The organism is Bradyrhizobium sp. Ses1 (assembly GCF_059512365.1).
The window spans coordinates 13,684-28,476 of sequence record NZ_JCAMOQ010000031.1; the positions used below are offsets into that span (position 1 = coordinate 13,684).

A 14,793-nucleotide genomic window follows, 5' to 3' on the forward strand; every position below is an offset into this window, starting at 1 on the left:
CGCAATGACGGAGCGCGAGCCCCCTCAGATGGTATTGATGATGCCGCCTTCGACGCGGAGTGCGGCGCCGTTGGTGGCGGAGGCTTCCTTCGAAGCAACATAGACCACCATGTTGGCGATCTCGTCGACGCTGGCGAAGCGCTGCAGGAGCGAGGTCGGGCGGTGCTGCTTGACGAAGTTCGCAATCGCCTCGTCCTCCGGCTCTCCGTTCTGCCTGGCGAGATCCTTGACGAAGGTGTCCACGCCTTCCGACAGGGTTGGGCCAGGCATCACCGAATTGACGGTCACCGCCGTGCCGCGGGTCAGCTCAGCGAGCCCGCGCGAGATCGAAAGCTGCGCGGTCTTGGTCATGCCGTACTGGATCATCTCCTTCGGAATGCTGAGCGCAGATTCGGAGGCGATGAAGACGATGCGGCCCCAGTTGCGCTTCAGCATGCCCTGCATATAGCCACGGGACAGGCGCACGCCTGACATCACGTTGACCTCGAAGAAGCGGGTCCAGTCCTCGTCTGGAATCTCGAAGAAGTTCTTCGGTTCGAAGATGCCGGCATTGTTGATGAGGATATCGACATCGGGCTGTGCCGATAGCAATGCTTTGCATCCCGCGGCTGTGGAAACGTCGGCGGCGATGCCGCGCACCTTGGCGCCTGCGACCGCCTTCTGAATCGCGGCGACGGCGGCATCGATCTTGGGCTGGTTGCGGCCGTTGACGATCACCTCCGCGCCGGTTGCCGCCAGGCCGCGGGCAATGGCCAGTCCAATGCCGGCAGTCGAGCCCGTGACGAGCGCGGTCTTTCCCGAAAGATCGATCTTCATGCTGTATCTCCGTAAATTCGATCACCGAGATATCGGGAGCCCGAGATACGGACGCAATTGCCTGATGCAGCATGGCTGACGTCGGGCCAACGTATCCGTGCAAAAATGAAAAGCGTCGCCGAGCGGAATCGTAGAATCGCAGGATGGGTAGAGCGCAGCGAAACCCATCGCGACGAAACAAGCCGAGCGAATGATGGGTTTCGCTGCACTCTACCCATCCTACGGACCGAAATGAAAAAGCGGCGCTCGGTGGCGCCGCTTTCTGAAAACCAGGCCGGAGAAGGCTTACGCCGCCTCGGCTTCCTTTTCCTGCACCGGGCCGGAATCCTTGCCCTTGGCGTCGACATCGCGGTCGACGAACTCGATCACGGCCATCGCGGCGTTGTCGCCGTAGCGGAAGCCGGCCTTGATGATGCGGGTGTAGCCGCCTTGACGATCCTTGTAGCGGGGCGCCAGCGTGTCGAACAGCTTCTTGACCATGTCGACGTCGCGCAGCTCCGAGATCGCCTGGCGGCGCAGCGCCAGCCCGCCCTTCTTGCCGAGCGTGACCAGCTTCTCGACGATCGGGCGCAGCTCCTTGGCCTTCGGCAGCGTGGTGACGATCTGCTCGTGCTTGATCAGGGCCGCAGCCATGTTGGCGAACATCGCGCGCCGATGCTCGGCCGTGCGATTGAGCTTCCGATGAACCCTTCCGTGACGCATGATCTATTCCTTAACTCTCTGTGCCACGACGGTTCGTCGGACATGTTTCCAGGTGGGCTTCCTGTGTTCGCCCCAAGTCATTCCGGACGTCGCGAAGCGGCGATCCGGAATCTCGAGGTTCCGGGTTAGATGCTCCCGCATCGCCCCGGAACGACGAAAACTCAGTAATGATCCCGGATCAGTAATGATCCTCGAAGCGCTTGGCGAGTTCGTCGATGTTCTCCGGCGGCCAGCCCGGCACTTCCATGCCGAGATGCAGCCCCATCTGGGCCAGCACTTCCTTGATCTCGTTCAGCGACTTGCGGCCGAAGTTCGGGGTGCGGAGCATTTCCGCTTCCGACTTCTGCACGAGGTCGCCGATATAGACGATGTTGTCGTTCTTCAGGCAGTTGGCCGAACGCACCGACAGTTCGAGCTCGTCGACCTTCTTGAGGAACGCCGGGTTGAAGGCGAGATCGGGGATGATCTCCTGCGCGACTTCCTTGCGCGGTTCCTCGAAGTTGACGAACACGTTGAGCTGGTCCTGCAGGATGCGCGCGGCATAGGCCACGGCATCATCCGGCGTGATCGCGCCGTTGGTCTCGATCGTCATCGTCAGCTTGTCGTAGTCGAGGATCTGGCCCTCGCGGGTGTTCTCGACCTTGTAGGAGACCTTGCGGACCGGCGAGAACAGGCTGTCGACCGGAATCAGGCCGATCGGCGCGTCCTCGGGACGGTTGCGCTCGGCGGGCACATAACCCTTGCCGGTCGAGACCGTGAACTCCATGCGGATCTCCGCGCCATCATCCAGCGTGCAGAGCACGAGATCCGGATTGAGCACCACGACGTCGCCGACGGTCTGGATGTCGCCGGCGGTCACAACGCCCGGACCCTGCTTCTTCACGACCATCCGCTTGGGGCCTTCGCCCTGCATCTTGATCGAGATGTCCTTGATGTTGAGGACGATGTCGGTGACGTCCTCACGGACGCCCGCGATCGAGGAGAACTCGTGCAGCACTCCATCGATGTGCACTGACTGCACGGCAGCGCCCTGCAGCGAGGACAACAGGATGCGGCGCAGCGCGTTGCCGAGCGTCTGGCCGAAGCCGCGCTCAAGCGGCTCGGCGACAATGGTCGCAAACCGCGCGGCATCGGAGCCGGCCGTCACCTGCAGCTTGTTTGGTCGGATAAGTTCCTGCCAATTCTTCTGGATCGTCACTGTGTCACCCATTGGTGAGTCGATTTGGGCCAGTCGACATCAACTTACTGGCGTCGCGGATTAGTCCGCGCGGTCAATTCCAAAAACAATCGCGAGACGGCAAAGCCGCCCCGCGACCAACAATCAGACGCGCCGACGCTTGCGCGGACGGCAACCATTGTGCGGGATCGTCGTCACGTCGCGGATCGAGGTGACGGTGAAGCCCGCGGCCTGCAGCGCGCGGAGCGCCGACTCGCGGCCCGAACCGGGACCGGCGACTTCGACTTCCAGTGTGCGCATGCCGTGTTCCTGCGCCTTCTTGGAAACGTCCTCCGCCGCGACCTGTGCGGCATACGGAGTCGACTTGCGCGACCCTTTGAAACCCATCGTGCCCGCGGAAGACCAGGCAATGGTGTTGCCCTGCGCGTCGGTGATGGTGATCGTGGTGTTGTTGAACGACGAATTCACATGCGCGATGCCGGAGGCGATGTTCTTGCGTTCGCGGCGGCGTACGCGGGTGGCTTCCTTGCCCATTCCAAACCTTTCCTATGATCTCAACGCCGCCGTAATGCCAGCGGCTACACCTCAAAACGCGAATGGCGCATGGCGAATGATTCTCTTCGCCAACGCCAATCGCTATTCGCAAACTTACTTCTTCTTGCCGGCGATCGCCTTGGCCGGCCCCTTGCGCGTACGCGCATTGGTGTGGGTGCGCTGGCCGCGCACCGGCAGGCCACGGCGATGGCGCAGGCCGCGATAGCAGCCGAGGTCCATCAGCCGCTTGATGTTGATGCCGGTCTCGCGGCGAAGGTCGCCTTCCACAACATAGTCGCGGTCGATCACTTCGCGGATCTGCAGCACTTCCTGGTCGGTGAGCTGGCTGACGCGACGGTCCAGCGGGATCTTGACCTTCTCCACGATGTCGGCCGCGTTCTTCTGGCCGATGCCATGGATGTACTGAAGCGCGATCAGCACGCGCTTGTTGGTTGGGATATTCACGCCGGCAATACGGGCCACGGCCTTCTCTCCTGTCGCCGATCTCCTGGGATCGGTGCTTCCTAGATCTCTGCTATCTCGGGCAGGTGTCCACAAACGCGAACACGACGCCCTCCCCTCGTTCCTTCGGGGCCCGGCATCGTCATAAAACTATCCGACTTGGATGCGAGGCTTATTAAAGGATTCATGTCGGTTTCGTCAACCGCTCCTAGCGCTTAGCTCGCTTTTTCGTGAGCTTTTTTGCGGGCCGTTTGGCGGCCTGCCTTACCGTCTTCTTGGCCTTGCCGACGCCCCTCGCCTTGGCGGCCTTTGAGACCGTTTTGCGGGCCTTCCGGGCCGAGGTGGCGGCCTTTTTGGTTGCCTTGCCGGCCCCTTGGCCTTGCCAGCCCCCTTGGCCTTGGCGGCCGCCTTCTTGGCAGGCGCCTTGGTTCCCTTCCGGGCGGTTCCAGACCCAGAACGCTTCGCTGGAGCGGCACGCCGTGCAGCCTTGGGTTCCGTGGCGCCGAGCGCTTCCAGGATCCGGTTGATCTCGCTCGTAACGTGCTCGATGGTCATCATGCCATCTACGGTAAGCAGCTTGCGGCGCTCGGAATAATAGTGAATCAGGGGTTCGGTCTGGGCGCGGTAGCTCGCCAGCCGCTTGGTCAGCACTTCCGGCGTATCGTCGGCGCGGACTTCCTCGCCGCGCGCCCGCGTCTCGGCGGCGCGCTTCTCTACCCGCTCGAGTAGCGCGCTCTCATTGACGCGAAGCTCGACCACAGCATCGAGCTTGAGGCGCTTCTTCTTCAAGAGGTCATCCAGCGCCTCGGCCTGCGGAACCGTGCGCGGAAAGCCGTCGAGGATGAAGCCGTTTTTGGCATCGGCCTGATCGATTCGATCGGAGATGATGCCGACCACGATCTCGTCGGGCACCAGCCCGCCCGCGGCCATGATGTCCTTGGCCTGCAGCCCGATGGGCGTGCCGGCGGCAACCGCGGCGCGCAACATCTCGCCGGTCGAGAGCTGGACAATACCGTGCTTCTGAACCAGCCGCTGGGCCTGGGTCCCCTTGCCCGAGCCCGGCGGCCCCAAAAGGATCAATCTCATGAGTTTTTCGCCCCCCGGCTTGGTGAGCGCGATCCGCACACCCTTGGTTTTGACTTTCGCGCCGCCCGCGTTCCGCTCTATCAGCGGCGACGGCCCCTGAGCTTGGACTTTCTGATCAGCCCTTCATACTGATGGGCGAGCAGATAGCCCTGAACCTGTGCCACCGTATCCATGGTCACGCTGACCACGATCAGAAGCGAGGTACCGCCAAAGTAGAACGGCACGGAGGCGTAGGAAATCAGAATCTCCGGGATGAGACATACGATCGCAAGATAGATCGCGCCAACCACAGTGATGCGCGACAGCACATAGTCGATATATTCTGCGGTGCGCTCGCCGGGCCGGATGCCGGGGATGAAGCCGCCATGCTTCTTCAGGTTGTCGGCGGTCTCGGTCGGGTTGAACACGATCGCCGTGTAGAAGAAGGCGAAGAACACGATCAGCGCAAGATAGAGCACCAGGAACAGCGGCCGGCCATGGCTGAGCTGGGTGGTGATCCATTGCATCCATTCCGGGCCCGAGCCGGCGTTGAAGTTCGCTACCGTGGTCGGAAGCAGCAGCAGCGAGGACGCGAAGATCGGCGGAATCACGCCCGACGTATTGAGCTTGAGCGGCAGATGCGAGGACTGGCCCTCGAACATCTTGTTGCCGACCTGACGCTTCGGATACTGGATCAGGAGGCGGCGCTGCGCGCGCTCCATGAACACGATGAAGGCGATCACGGCGACCGCCATCACGATCACGACCAGGATCAGCCCGGTCGACATTGCGCCCTGGCGGCCGAGTTCGAGCATGTTGGCCAGCGCCGACGGCAGTTCCGCGACGATACCGGACAGAATGATCAGCGAAATGCCGTTGCCGATGCCGCGCGAGGTGATCTGCTCGCCGAGCCACATCAGGAACATGGTGCCGCCGGTCAGCGTGATCGCGGTCGAAAGGCGGAAGAACATGCCGGGGTCGGTGACGACGTTGCCGGCGCCCTCGAGGCCCACCGCGATGCCGTAGGACTGGAACGCGGCCAGGATCACGGTGAGATAGCGCGTGTACTGGTTCAGGATCTTGCGGCCGGCCTCGCCTTCCTTCTTCAGGGCCTCGAGCTGCGGCGAGACGGTGGTCAGGAGCTGGATGATGATCGATGCCGAGATGTACGGCATGATGTTCAGCGCGAAGATCGCCATGCGGTGGATGCCGCCGCCGGCGAACATGTTGAACATGCCGAGGATGCCGCCGGCCTGGGAGCGGAACACCTGCTCCCACACGTTGGGGTCGATCCCGGGTAGCGGGATGTAGGTGCCGAGCCGATAAACAAGCAGCGCACCCAGCGTGAACCAGATGCGCTTCTTCAGCTCTTCGGCCTTGCCGAGCGCTGCGAAATTGAGGTTGGACGCGAGTTGTTCCGCTGCTGAGACCATGTTTCGGCTTTCTCCCGGAGGCCCCGCCGACGTCCCCGTGGGATCATCGGCGGACACCGGACATTATTTGGTGCTCGGCTTCGATAAGTCCAACGTTCTCTGCCGTCCCTGCCTGCGCGAGCCAGGCAATGACGCAGATGTTACGCCGCCTCGCCGTCTTCCTTCTTGGCGGGCGCCAGGATCTTCACCGTACCGCCGGCCTTCTCCACCGCCGCAATCGCGGACTTGGAAGCGCCATGCACCTCGATGTTGAGCTTGGCCGTGAGCTCGCCGCGGCCGAGCAGCCGCACGCCGTCCTTGGCGCGGCGCAGCACGCCCGACTTCACCAGCGCTTCCGCGTTCACGACCGCACCAGTGTCGATCTGCTTGGCGTCGACCGCCTGCTGCAGCCGGTCGAGATTAACTTCCGCGAAATCGAGCCTGAAGATGTTGTTGAACCCGCGCTTCGGCAGGCGGCGATGCAGCGGCATCTGCCCGCCTTCAAAGCCCTTGATGCGCACACCGGTACGCGCGGTCTGGCCCTTGCCGCCACGGCCGCCGGTCTTGCCCTTGCCCGAACCGATACCGCGGCCGATGCGCATGCGCTTCTTGCGCGAACCGGGATTGTCGGCGATCTCGCTGAGCTTCATCGCCCTTCTCCTTGTCTGTCTTAACCCTCGCCGACGACGCGGACGAGGTGTTGAACCTTGCTGATCATGCCGCGAACCTCAGGGGTGTCCTGATGCTCGGCAACCCGGCCGATCTTGTTGAGCTTGAGGCCGATCAGCGTCGAACGCTGCGAATGATGGCGGCGAATCGGGCTGCCGATCTGCTCGACCTTGATCGTCTTTGCGGCCTGGGCCATCTCTTAAAACTCCAGATAGCGCGCTGGTTTAGCGCGAGTTATTCAGCCACCACTTCGGCATCGCCACCGACGCGGCGGGCCTGCAGCGTGGACACCTTGATGTTGCGGCGCGCAGCGACCGAGCGCGGCGAATCCTGGTTCTTCAGCGCGTCGAAGGTGGCGCGGACCATGTTGTACGGATTCGACGAACCGATCGACTTCGCGACCACGTCCTGGATGCCGAGCGTCTCGAACACCGCACGCATCGGGCCGCCGGCGATGATGCCGGTACCGGCCGGCGCGGCACGCAGGTAGACGCGGCCGGCGCCGTGACGGCCGGCGATGTCGTGATGCAGCGTGCGGCCTTCGCGCAGCGCCACGCGGGTCAGATTGCGCTTGGCGGATTCGGTCGCCTTGCGGATCGCTTCCGGCACTTCGCGCGCCTTGCCGTGGCCGAAACCGACCCGGCCCTTCTGGTCGCCGATCACGACCAGCGCCGCAAAGCCGAAGCGCTTGCCGCCCTTCACGACCTTTGCCACGCGATTGATGTGCACGAGCTTGTCGACGAACTCGCTGTCGCGCTCCTCGCGCTCCCTGCTCCGTTCGCGTCCGCCGCGTTCGCGTTCTGCCATGGTGTTTTCCAATCTCTAGAAAGGCTTATGCCTCAGTCCTAATATCCGCTCGAAACCTGCTCAGAAGCTCAGTCCGCCTTCGCGGGCTGCATCGGCAAGCGCCTTGACGCGCCCGTGATAGAGATAGGCGCCACGGTCGAACACGACTTCCTTGACGCCCTTCTGCGTGGCACGCTCGGCAAGCAGCTTGCCGACGGCCTTGGCTGCGTCGATATTCGCACCCGTGTTGCCGCCATCGCGCATCGCCTTCTCCAGCGAGGAGGCCGACGCCAGCGTCTCGCCCTTCTGATCGTCGATCACCTGGGCGTAGATGTGCTTGGACGAGCGGAACACCGACAGACGCGGACGCCCGCCCCCGGAACGGCGCAGCGCCAAGCGCACGCGTTGCTTGCGCCGGGCATTGGTAACCTTCAGTGACATGACCGGCTCCGTTACTTCTTCTTGCCTTCCTTGCGGAAGATGAATTCGTTGGCGTACTTCACACCCTTGCCCTTGTAAGGCTCCGGCGGACGATAGGCGCGGATCTCGGCCGCGACCTGCCCCACGCGCTGCGGATCGATGCCCGAGACCGTGATTTCGGTCGGCTTCGGCACCGCGATCGAGATGCCCTCCGGGATCGGGTAGACGACGTCGTGGCTGTAACCGAGCGCGAGCTGCAGGTTCTTGCCCTGCATCGCGGCGCGGTAGCCGACGCCGGTGATCTCGAGCTTCTTCTCAAAGCCCTTGGTGACGCCTTCGACCAGGTTGGCGACCTGGGCACGCGCGGTGCCGTACATCGCCTGCGCGCGATTGGTCTTCACACGCGGAGCGACCTTGACCTGGCCGTTCTCGAACTTCACCTCGACGTCGTCATGCACGACGAACTGAAGCTGGCCCTTCGGCCCCTTCACCTTCACCGTCTGCCCGTCGACAGTCGCCGTCACACCCGACGGGATCGCCACAGGCCTCTTGCCAATACGTGACATGGCTCAATCCTTCCTCAGAACACCGTGAAGAGAACTTCGCCGCCCACATTCGCGTCGCGCGCTTCGTGGTCAGCCATGATTCCCTTCGGCGTCGACAAAACGGAGATGCCGAGACCGTTGTTCACGCGCGGCAGGTTCTTCACCGACGTGTAGACCCGGCGGCCCGGCTTCGACACGCGCTCGATCTCGCGGATGACCGGCTCGCCGTCGAAATACTTCAATTCGATCTCGAGCTCGCTGCGGCCGGACGAATGCTCGACGCTGGCGTAGCCGCGGATATAGCCTTCCGCCTTCAGCACCTCGAGCACGTTCTGGCGCATCTTCGAGCCCGGGGTCGTGACCTTGGACTTCGAGCGCATCTGCGCGTTGCGGATGCGGGTGATGAGATCTGAGATCGGATCGTGCGTTGACATCTTCCGACCCTCCTTACCAGCTCGACTTCACGAGGCCCGGGATCAGGCCCTTGGAGCCGAGCTCGCGCAGCGCGATGCGGGACAGCTTGTTCTTGCGATAGTTCGAGCGCGGACGGCCCGTGAGCTCGCAACGGTTGCGGATCCGGGTCGGCGACGAGTTGCGCGGCATTTCCGCAAGCTTCAGGGTCGCCGCGAAACGCTCTTCCATCGGCTTGGTCTTGTCGGCGATGATCGCCTTCAACCGGGCGCGACTGGCGGCGGCGTTCTTGGCCATCCGCTTGCGCCGGTTGTTCTTCTCGACTGCACTCTTCTTTGCCATGCGTGGCTCCTTACGTTTCCGCGTTTGAGAGGCTGTTCGTCAGCGTCTCACTGCCGGAACGGGAAATTGAAAGCGGTCAACAAGGCGCGAGCCTCGTCGTCGGTCTTGGCCGTGGTACACACGGTGATGTCCATGCCCCGCGCTTCCGAGACCTTGTCGAAGTCGATCTCGGGGAAAATGATGTGCTCCTTGATGCCGAGCGAATAGTTGCCGCGGCCATCGAAGCTCTTCGGGTTCAGCCCGCGGAAGTCGCGCACGCGCGGCAGCGCGACGGTGACCAGGCGATCGATGAACTCGTACATGCGGGACTTGCGCAGCGTGACCTTGCAGCCGATCGGCTGGTTCTCGCGCAGCTTGAAGGTCGCGATGGCAACCCGCGAATAAGTCACGATCGCCTTCTGGCCGGCGATCTGCGTCAGCTCGGCGGCAGCGGTCTCGGCCTTCTTGCGGTCGTTGACGGAATCGCCGACGCCCATGTTGAGCACGACCTTGTCCAGCCGCGGCACCTGCATCGCGTTCTCGTAGCCGAACTTCTCGGTCAGCAGGCCGCGAATGTTCCTGTCGTATTCCGTGCGCAAGCGCGGCACATAAGCGGTCTCAGCCATCGATCTCTGCTCCCGAGCTCTTGGCAATGCGAACCTTCTTGCCATCAGCCTGAATCTTGAACCCGATGCGGGTCGGCTTTCCGTCCTTGCCGACATACGCGACGTTGGAGAGGTGGACCGGCGCCTCCTTGGAGATGATGCCGCCCTCCTGGTTCTGGGTCTGCTTCTGGTGACGCTTCACCATGTTGACGCCGCGCACCAGCGCGGTGTTTTCCGCCGGACGCACCTCGAACACTTCGCCGGTGCGGCCCTTGTCGCGGCCGGTCAGCACGATGACCCTGTCACCCTTGCGGATCTTGGCAGCCATCACAGCACCTCCGGCGCAAGCGAGATGATCTTCATGTGGTTCTTGGCGCGCAGCTCGCGCGGCACCGGCCCGAAGATACGGGTGCCGACCGGCTCGGACTGGTTGTTGACCAGCACGGCGGCATTGCGGTCGAAGCGGATGACGGAGCCGTCGGGGCGGCGGATGTCCTTGCGGACCCGCACCACGACCGCCTTCATGACGTCGCCCTTCTTCACCTTGCCACGCGGAATGGCTTCCTTGATCGACACAACGATAATGTCGCCCACGGTGGCATAGCGGCGCTTGGAGCCTCCAAGCACCTTGATGCACATGACACGGCGTGCGCCTGAATTATCGGCCACGTCGAGGTTGGTCTGCATCTGAATCATTGATGCACCTCGTCCTCTTTCTGCGCTTCACTCGCGCTCAAAATTTTCCTGACATTCTCCGGCTTCGAAGCCGGATGTGCGTCAGGCCGTTTGCTTCTGCTCGCCCCGGATCACGATCCAGCGCTTCAACTTCGAGATTGGCTTGCTTTCCTCGATCCACACCGTGTCGCCCGGCTTGAACTGGTCGCTCTCGTCGTGCGCGTGATAGTTCTTCGAACGGCGGATCGTCTTCTTGTAGATCGGATGGGTGAAGCGGCGATCGACGCGCACCACCACCGTCTTGGCTTGCTTGTCGCTGACGACCACGCCCTGCAGCGTACGTTTCGGCATGTCCGGCCTCTTACTTCTTCTTCGCGCGCTGCTGCGCGGCGATGGTCTTGATACGGGCGATGTCGCGGCGCGCTTCCTTCAGCCGCGAGGTGTTCTCGAGCTGACCGGTGGCGCGCTGGAAGCGCAGGTTGAACCGCTCCTTCTTCAGATTGAGGATCGCGTCCTCCCTCTGGTCCTCGCTCATCGCGCGGATATCCTCGACTTTCATCTGGGCCATCTCGGTTTACTCCGCGATGCGCGCGACGAAGCGCGTCTTGATCGGCAGCTTGGCGGCGGCCAAGGTCAGCGCCTCGCGCGCGACCTGGTTGGTGACGCCGTCGATCTCGAACAGCACACGACCGGGCTTGACGCGGGCCACCCACAATTCCGGCGCGCCCTTGCCCGAGCCCATGCGCACTTCGGCGGGCTTCTTCGACACCGGCAAATCAGGGAACACGCGGATCCAGACGCGGCCGGCGCGCTTCATGTGGCGGGTCAGCGCGCGGCGGGCGGCCTCGATCTGGCGCGCAGTGACGCGCTCCGGCTCGAGCGCCTTCAGGCCGAACTGGCCGAAGGACAACGTCGCGCCCGAAGTCGCAACGCCGTGGATCCGGCCCTTATGCGCCTTCCGGAACTTCGTTTTCTTTGGTTGCATCATGGCGTTAAGCCCTCAAACTCTCATTTGCCGTTAGGCGGCGTCGCGGCGCGACCGCGGGCTGCTGTCGCCCTCGGCCATCCGCTTGTCCTGGGCCATCGGATCGTGCTCGAGGATCTCGCCCTTGAAGATCCAGACCTTGACGCCGCAGGTGCCGAAGGTGGTGAATGCGGTGGCAACGCCGTAGTCGACGTCAGCACGCAGCGTGTGCAGCGGCACCCGGCCCTCGCGGTACCATTCCATGCGCGCGATTTCAGCACCGCCGAGCCGACCCGAGCAGTTGATGCGGATGCCTTCGGCGCCGAGACGCATCGCCGACTGCACCGCGCGCTTCATGGCGCGGCGGAACGCAACGCGACGCTCGAGCTGCTGCGCGATCGATTCGGCGACCAGCGTCGCATCGAGCTCCGGCTTGCGGATCTCGACGATGTTGATGACGACGTCAGAAGCCGTGATGTCGGCGACCTTCTTGCGCAGCTTGTCGATGTCCGCGCCCTTCTTGCCGATCACGACGCCCGGACGCGCCGAGTGGATCGTCACCCGGCACTTCTTGTGCGGGCGCTCGATCACGATCCGCGCCACCGCCGCCTGCTTGAGCTCCTTGTGCAGGATCTCGCGGATCTTGACGTCCTCGTGCAGAAGCTTGCCGTATTCGGCCTTGCCGGCGAACCAACGCGAATCCCAGGTCCGGTTGATGCCGAGACGTAGCCCGATCGGATTGATCTTTTGACCCATCTTGTTCTCCCGCGCTTCTCTTAAGCGCTCGCCTCGGCCTCGACCTCACGAACCACGATCGTGAGATGCGAGAACGGTTTGTAGACACGGCCCGAGCGGCCACGGCCGCGCGGGGCAAAACGCTTCATGACGAGGCCGTTGCCGACATGCGCCTCGGCGACGACGAGATCGTCGACCTCGAGGTCATGGTTGTTCTCGGCATTGGCAATCGCCGATTCCAGGCACTTCTTGACGTCGACCGCGATCCGCTTGCGCGAGAACTGCAGGTCGGCAAGTGCGGCCGATGCCTTGCGGCCACGGATCATCTGCGCCACCAGGTTGAGCTTCTGCGGGCTGACGCGCAGCATCCGGGCGACGGCCTTGGCCTCATTGTCCGCGAGGACACGTTCGCGCTTTGGTTTGCTCATCGCTTAATCCTCAAGCCCTCTTGGCTTTCTTGTCGCCAGAGTGGCCGTGGAAGGTACGGGTCGGCGAGAACTCGCCGAACTTGTGACCCACCATTTCCTCGTTCACCGAAACCGGCACGTGCTTCTGACCGTTGTAGACGCCGAAGGTCAGGCCCACGAACTGCGGCAGGATGGTCGAGCGGCGACTCCAGATCTTGATGACGTCGTGACGGCCGGACGCGCGCGCAGCATCTGCCTTCTTGAGCAGCGATGCCTCGACGAACGGGCCTTTCCAGACTGAACGAACCATGTCCGGCGTTCCTTACTTCTTCCGCTTGTGGCGGCTTAGGAGAATGAATTTGTTGGTCGACTTGTTCGACCGCGTCTTCTTGCCCTTGGTCGGCTTGCCCCACGGGGTCACCGGGTGGCGGCCGCCCGAGGTGCGGCCTTCACCGCCGCCGTGTGGATGGTCGATCGGGTTCATGACGACACCGCGGTTGTGCGGGCGCCAGCCGAGCCAGCGGGTACGACCGGCCTTGCCGATCGAGATGTTCATGTGATCCGGATTCGACACCGCGCCAATGGCGCCGCGGCAACGGCCGTGCACCAGGCGCTGTTCGCCCGAGTTCAGGCGGATGATGACGTAGTCCTGGTCACGGCCGACGATCTGGGCATAGGTGCCGGCGGAGCGCGCAAGCTGTCCGCCCTTGCCGATCTTCAGCTCGATGTTGTGGACGATCGTGCCGACCGGCATGTTGCCGAGCGGCATCACATTGCCCGGCTTGACGTCGACATAGCTGCCGGCCACGACCGTGTCGCCCGCGGCGAGCCGCTGCGGCGCCAGGATGTAGGCCTGCTCGCCGTCCTGATACTTGATCAGCGCGATGAAGGCGGTGCGGTTCGGGTCGTATTCCAACCGCTCGACGATCGCCGGCACGTCCACCTTGTCGCGGCGGAAGTCGACATTGCGATAGGCCTTCTTGTGGCCACCGCCACGGAAGCGCACGGTGATGCGCCCGGTGTTGTTGCGGCCGCCGTTCGACTGCTTGCCCTCGGTGAGCGCCTTGACCGGCTTGCCCTTGTAGAGCGCCGAACGATCGACCATCACCAGCTGGCGCTGGCCCGGCGTCGTTGGATTATAGGTTTTCAATGCCATCGTCGTTACGCCCTTATAGTCCGGTAGTCACGTCGATGCGGTGGCCCTCTTCCAGGGTCACGATCGCGCGCTTGGTGTCCGACTGCGAGCCGAAATTGCCGCGGAACACCTTGGTCTTGCCCTTGCGCACCAGCGTGTTCACGCTCTTAACCTTGACGTCGAAGAGCTTCTCGACCGCTTCCTTGATCTGCGGCTTGGTGGCCTTGGAAGCGACCTTGAACAGCACCTTGTTGTGCTCCGAGGCGAGCGTCGCCTTTTCGGTCACAACGGGCGCGACGATGACGTCGTAGTGGCGCGGATCGATATTCTTCATTTGAAGCGCGCCTCCAGCGCATCGACGGCCGCCTTGGTCAGGACCAGCTTCTGGCGCCGCAGGATGTCGTAGACGTTGATGCCCTGGATCGGCAGCACGTCGATATTCGGAATGTTGCGGGCCGCGGCCGCGAAACCGTTGTTGAGCTCGGCGCCGTCGATGATCAGCGCATTGGTCAGCCCGAGGCCGGAGAAGTGACCGACCAGCGCCTTGGTCTTGGCTTCCTTGATATCAGCGCTGTCGAGCACGACCAGGCCGCCGTCCTTGGCCTTGGCCGACAGAGCATGCTTGAGCGCCAGCGCACGCACCTTCTTCGGCAGGTCGGTCGCATGCGAGCGAACCACCGGACCGAAGGCGCGGCCGCCGCCACGGAACTGCGGCACGCGCGCCGAGCCGTGACGGGCACCGCCAGTGCCCTTCTGCTTGTACATCTTCTTGCCGGTGCGCCAGATCTCGGCGCGCCCCTTGGCCTTGTGCGTGCCCGCCTGGCGCTTGTTGAGCTGCCACTGCACGCAGCGCTGAATGATGTCCGCGCGCGGCTCGAGGCCGAAAATGGCGTCGGAAAGCTGGACCGAGCCAGCTTCCTTGCCCTCCAGGGTGGTGACTTTCAGTTCCATC

25 protein-coding genes and 1 pseudogene are annotated in these 14,793 nt (G+C 63.3%); all 26 read right to left on the bottom strand.

The genetic code is table 11. The annotated features are described in order from the left end of the window. Positions 1–24: 24 nt before the first annotated feature. Positions 25–816 carry an SDR family NAD(P)-dependent oxidoreductase gene (locus tag AC5ZG5_RS28770; RefSeq protein WP_130225558.1) on the bottom strand — a complete coding sequence of 264 codons (792 nt, stop codon included), beginning with the start codon at positions 814–816 and terminating at the stop codon, positions 25–27. Positions 817–1,101: 285 nt separating this feature from the next. Continuing rightward, the gene (gene rplQ, locus AC5ZG5_RS28775) at positions 1,102–1,518 is read right to left on the bottom strand and encodes a 50S ribosomal protein L17 (protein WP_028168141.1); all 417 of its coding nucleotides are present in this window, start codon (positions 1,516–1,518) and stop codon (positions 1,102–1,104) included. A gap of 178 nt (positions 1,519–1,696) precedes the next feature. Further along, entirely contained in the window at positions 1,697–2,728 is a 1,032-nt protein-coding gene (locus AC5ZG5_RS28780; RefSeq protein ID WP_035692244.1) for a DNA-directed RNA polymerase subunit alpha, read from the bottom strand. A gap of 111 nt (positions 2,729–2,839) precedes the next feature. After that, positions 2,840–3,229: a 30S ribosomal protein S11 gene (gene rpsK, locus AC5ZG5_RS28785; protein WP_006021048.1), complete on the bottom strand. Its 390-nt coding sequence runs from the start codon at positions 3,227–3,229 to the stop codon at positions 2,840–2,842. A 114-nt stretch (positions 3,230–3,343) separates the two neighbouring features. Beyond that, on the bottom strand, positions 3,344–3,712 hold the full coding sequence (rpsM, locus tag AC5ZG5_RS28790) for a 30S ribosomal protein S13 (RefSeq protein ID WP_028168143.1): 369 nt from the start codon (positions 3,710–3,712) through the stop codon (positions 3,344–3,346). Between the two features lie 187 nt (positions 3,713–3,899). Beyond that, positions 3,900–4,777, bottom strand: a pseudogene (locus AC5ZG5_RS28795) (adenylate kinase). Between the two features lie 80 nt (positions 4,778–4,857). Then, entirely contained in the window at positions 4,858–6,189 is a 1,332-nt protein-coding gene (gene secY / locus AC5ZG5_RS28800; RefSeq protein ID WP_456644965.1) for a preprotein translocase subunit SecY, read from the bottom strand. A 140-nt stretch (positions 6,190–6,329) separates the two neighbouring features. After that, positions 6,330–6,818, bottom strand: a complete 489-nt coding sequence (gene rplO, locus AC5ZG5_RS28805; RefSeq protein WP_028168146.1) for a 50S ribosomal protein L15 — start codon at positions 6,816–6,818, stop codon at positions 6,330–6,332. A 20-nt stretch (positions 6,819–6,838) separates the two neighbouring features. After that, positions 6,839–7,033, bottom strand: a complete 195-nt coding sequence (gene rpmD, locus AC5ZG5_RS28810) for a 50S ribosomal protein L30 (protein ID WP_028168147.1) — start codon at positions 7,031–7,033, stop codon at positions 6,839–6,841. 38 nt (positions 7,034–7,071) lie between these two features. Then, complete coding sequence (gene rpsE, locus AC5ZG5_RS28815; RefSeq protein ID WP_027583269.1) at positions 7,072–7,644, bottom strand: 30S ribosomal protein S5; 573 nt, start codon at positions 7,642–7,644, stop codon at positions 7,072–7,074. A 60-nt stretch (positions 7,645–7,704) separates the two neighbouring features. Continuing rightward, entirely contained in the window at positions 7,705–8,064 is a 360-nt protein-coding gene (gene rplR / locus AC5ZG5_RS28820; protein ID WP_028168149.1) for a 50S ribosomal protein L18, read from the bottom strand. Between the two features lie 11 nt (positions 8,065–8,075). Continuing rightward, the gene (gene rplF, locus AC5ZG5_RS28825) at positions 8,076–8,609 is read right to left on the bottom strand and encodes a 50S ribosomal protein L6 (protein ID WP_130225561.1); all 534 of its coding nucleotides are present in this window, start codon (positions 8,607–8,609) and stop codon (positions 8,076–8,078) included. A 14-nt stretch (positions 8,610–8,623) separates the two neighbouring features. After that, on the bottom strand, positions 8,624–9,022 hold the full coding sequence (gene rpsH, locus AC5ZG5_RS28830; RefSeq protein WP_028168151.1) for a 30S ribosomal protein S8: 399 nt from the start codon (positions 9,020–9,022) through the stop codon (positions 8,624–8,626). A gap of 13 nt (positions 9,023–9,035) precedes the next feature. Next, the gene (gene rpsN, locus AC5ZG5_RS28835; RefSeq protein ID WP_028168152.1) at positions 9,036–9,341 is read right to left on the bottom strand and encodes a 30S ribosomal protein S14; all 306 of its coding nucleotides are present in this window, start codon (positions 9,339–9,341) and stop codon (positions 9,036–9,038) included. A gap of 47 nt (positions 9,342–9,388) precedes the next feature. Then, entirely contained in the window at positions 9,389–9,946 is a 558-nt protein-coding gene (rplE, locus tag AC5ZG5_RS28840; protein WP_456644964.1) for a 50S ribosomal protein L5, read from the bottom strand. Continuing rightward, positions 9,939–10,253 carry a 50S ribosomal protein L24 gene (gene rplX / locus AC5ZG5_RS28845; protein WP_028168154.1) on the bottom strand — a complete coding sequence of 105 codons (315 nt, stop codon included), beginning with the start codon at positions 10,251–10,253 and terminating at the stop codon, positions 9,939–9,941. Before rplX ends, rplE begins: the two co-directional genes overlap by 8 nt. Then, positions 10,253–10,621: a 50S ribosomal protein L14 gene (gene rplN, locus AC5ZG5_RS28850; protein WP_028168155.1), complete on the bottom strand. Its 369-nt coding sequence runs from the start codon at positions 10,619–10,621 to the stop codon at positions 10,253–10,255. Before rplN ends, rplX begins: the two co-directional genes overlap by 1 nt. 81 nt (positions 10,622–10,702) lie before the next feature. Then, on the bottom strand, positions 10,703–10,951 hold the full coding sequence (rpsQ, locus tag AC5ZG5_RS28855) for a 30S ribosomal protein S17 (RefSeq protein ID WP_027583261.1): 249 nt from the start codon (positions 10,949–10,951) through the stop codon (positions 10,703–10,705). A 10-nt stretch (positions 10,952–10,961) separates the two neighbouring features. Continuing rightward, the gene (gene rpmC, locus AC5ZG5_RS28860; RefSeq protein WP_028168156.1) at positions 10,962–11,168 is read right to left on the bottom strand and encodes a 50S ribosomal protein L29; all 207 of its coding nucleotides are present in this window, start codon (positions 11,166–11,168) and stop codon (positions 10,962–10,964) included. Positions 11,169–11,174: 6 nt separating this feature from the next. After that, the gene (gene rplP / locus AC5ZG5_RS28865) at positions 11,175–11,588 is read right to left on the bottom strand and encodes a 50S ribosomal protein L16 (RefSeq protein WP_028168157.1); all 414 of its coding nucleotides are present in this window, start codon (positions 11,586–11,588) and stop codon (positions 11,175–11,177) included. A 30-nt stretch (positions 11,589–11,618) separates the two neighbouring features. Next, complete coding sequence (gene rpsC / locus AC5ZG5_RS28870; protein WP_028168158.1) at positions 11,619–12,320, bottom strand: 30S ribosomal protein S3; 702 nt, start codon at positions 12,318–12,320, stop codon at positions 11,619–11,621. A gap of 20 nt (positions 12,321–12,340) precedes the next feature. Continuing rightward, entirely contained in the window at positions 12,341–12,727 is a 387-nt protein-coding gene (gene rplV / locus AC5ZG5_RS28875; RefSeq protein ID WP_028168159.1) for a 50S ribosomal protein L22, read from the bottom strand. Between the two features lie 10 nt (positions 12,728–12,737). Next, on the bottom strand, positions 12,738–13,016 hold the full coding sequence (gene rpsS, locus AC5ZG5_RS28880; RefSeq protein WP_027583256.1) for a 30S ribosomal protein S19: 279 nt from the start codon (positions 13,014–13,016) through the stop codon (positions 12,738–12,740). 12 nt (positions 13,017–13,028) lie between these two features. Continuing rightward, positions 13,029–13,862 carry a 50S ribosomal protein L2 gene (rplB, locus tag AC5ZG5_RS28885; RefSeq protein ID WP_028168160.1) on the bottom strand — a complete coding sequence of 278 codons (834 nt, stop codon included), beginning with the start codon at positions 13,860–13,862 and terminating at the stop codon, positions 13,029–13,031. Positions 13,863–13,875: 13 nt separating this feature from the next. Then, positions 13,876–14,175, bottom strand: coding sequence for a 50S ribosomal protein L23 (locus AC5ZG5_RS28890; protein ID WP_028168161.1), 300 nt, complete (start codon positions 14,173–14,175; stop codon positions 13,876–13,878). Then, positions 14,172–14,792 carry a 50S ribosomal protein L4 gene (rplD, locus tag AC5ZG5_RS28895; protein ID WP_028168162.1) on the bottom strand — a complete coding sequence of 207 codons (621 nt, stop codon included), beginning with the start codon at positions 14,790–14,792 and terminating at the stop codon, positions 14,172–14,174. Before rplD ends, AC5ZG5_RS28890 begins: the two co-directional genes overlap by 4 nt. Between the last annotated feature and the right edge of the window lies 1 nt (position 14,793).

What these genes read in the sequence shown, in the direction of transcription:
- rplD (WP_028168162.1), bottom strand. Translation starts at nt 14,792, where the DNA reads ATGGAACTGAAAGTCACCACCCTGGAGGGCAAGGAAGCTGGCTCGGTC.
- rplB (WP_028168160.1), bottom strand. Translation starts at nt 13,862, where the DNA reads ATGGCATTGAAAACCTATAATCCAACGACGCCGGGCCAGCGCCAGCTG.
- rpmC (WP_028168156.1), bottom strand. Translation starts at nt 11,168, where the DNA reads ATGGCCCAGATGAAAGTCGAGGATATCCGCGCGATGAGCGAGGACCAG.
- rplQ (WP_028168141.1), bottom strand. Translation starts at nt 1,518, where the DNA reads ATGCGTCACGGAAGGGTTCATCGGAAGCTCAATCGCACGGCCGAGCAT.
- rpsC (WP_028168158.1), bottom strand. Translation starts at nt 12,320, where the DNA reads ATGGGTCAAAAGATCAATCCGATCGGGCTACGTCTCGGCATCAACCGG.
- AC5ZG5_RS28890 (WP_028168161.1), bottom strand. Translation starts at nt 14,175, where the DNA reads ATGAAGAATATCGATCCGCGCCACTACGACGTCATCGTCGCGCCCGTT.
- rpsE (WP_027583269.1), bottom strand. Translation starts at nt 7,644, where the DNA reads ATGGCAGAACGCGAACGCGGCGGACGCGAACGGAGCAGGGAGCGCGAG.
- rpsS (WP_027583256.1), bottom strand. Translation starts at nt 13,016, where the DNA reads ATGGTTCGTTCAGTCTGGAAAGGCCCGTTCGTCGAGGCATCGCTGCTC.
- rplE (WP_456644964.1), bottom strand. Translation starts at nt 9,946, where the DNA reads ATGGCTGAGACCGCTTATGTGCCGCGCTTGCGCACGGAATACGACAGG.
- rplO (WP_028168146.1), bottom strand. Translation starts at nt 6,818, where the DNA reads ATGAAGCTCAGCGAGATCGCCGACAATCCCGGTTCGCGCAAGAAGCGC.
- rpsN (WP_028168152.1), bottom strand. Translation starts at nt 9,341, where the DNA reads ATGGCAAAGAAGAGTGCAGTCGAGAAGAACAACCGGCGCAAGCGGATG.
- AC5ZG5_RS28780 (WP_035692244.1), bottom strand. Translation starts at nt 2,728, where the DNA reads ATGGGTGACACAGTGACGATCCAGAAGAATTGGCAGGAACTTATCCGA.
- rpsQ (WP_027583261.1), bottom strand. Translation starts at nt 10,951, where the DNA reads ATGCCGAAACGTACGCTGCAGGGCGTGGTCGTCAGCGACAAGCAAGCC.
- rpmD (WP_028168147.1), bottom strand. Translation starts at nt 7,033, where the DNA reads ATGGCCCAGGCCGCAAAGACGATCAAGGTCGAGCAGATCGGCAGCCCG.
- AC5ZG5_RS28770 (WP_130225558.1), bottom strand. Translation starts at nt 816, where the DNA reads ATGAAGATCGATCTTTCGGGAAAGACCGCGCTCGTCACGGGCTCGACT.
- rplR (WP_028168149.1), bottom strand. Translation starts at nt 8,064, where the DNA reads ATGTCACTGAAGGTTACCAATGCCCGGCGCAAGCAACGCGTGCGCTTG.
- rplP (WP_028168157.1), bottom strand. Translation starts at nt 11,588, where the DNA reads ATGATGCAACCAAAGAAAACGAAGTTCCGGAAGGCGCATAAGGGCCGG.
- rplF (WP_130225561.1), bottom strand. Translation starts at nt 8,609, where the DNA reads ATGTCACGTATTGGCAAGAGGCCTGTGGCGATCCCGTCGGGTGTGACG.
- rplX (WP_028168154.1), bottom strand. Translation starts at nt 10,253, where the DNA reads ATGGCTGCCAAGATCCGCAAGGGTGACAGGGTCATCGTGCTGACCGGC.
- secY (WP_456644965.1), bottom strand. Translation starts at nt 6,189, where the DNA reads ATGGTCTCAGCAGCGGAACAACTCGCGTCCAACCTCAATTTCGCAGCG.
- rplV (WP_028168159.1), bottom strand. Translation starts at nt 12,727, where the DNA reads ATGAGCAAACCAAAGCGCGAACGTGTCCTCGCGGACAATGAGGCCAAG.
- rpsK (WP_006021048.1), bottom strand. Translation starts at nt 3,229, where the DNA reads ATGGGCAAGGAAGCCACCCGCGTACGCCGCCGCGAACGCAAGAACATC.
- rplN (WP_028168155.1), bottom strand. Translation starts at nt 10,621, where the DNA reads ATGATTCAGATGCAGACCAACCTCGACGTGGCCGATAATTCAGGCGCA.
- rpsH (WP_028168151.1), bottom strand. Translation starts at nt 9,022, where the DNA reads ATGTCAACGCACGATCCGATCTCAGATCTCATCACCCGCATCCGCAAC.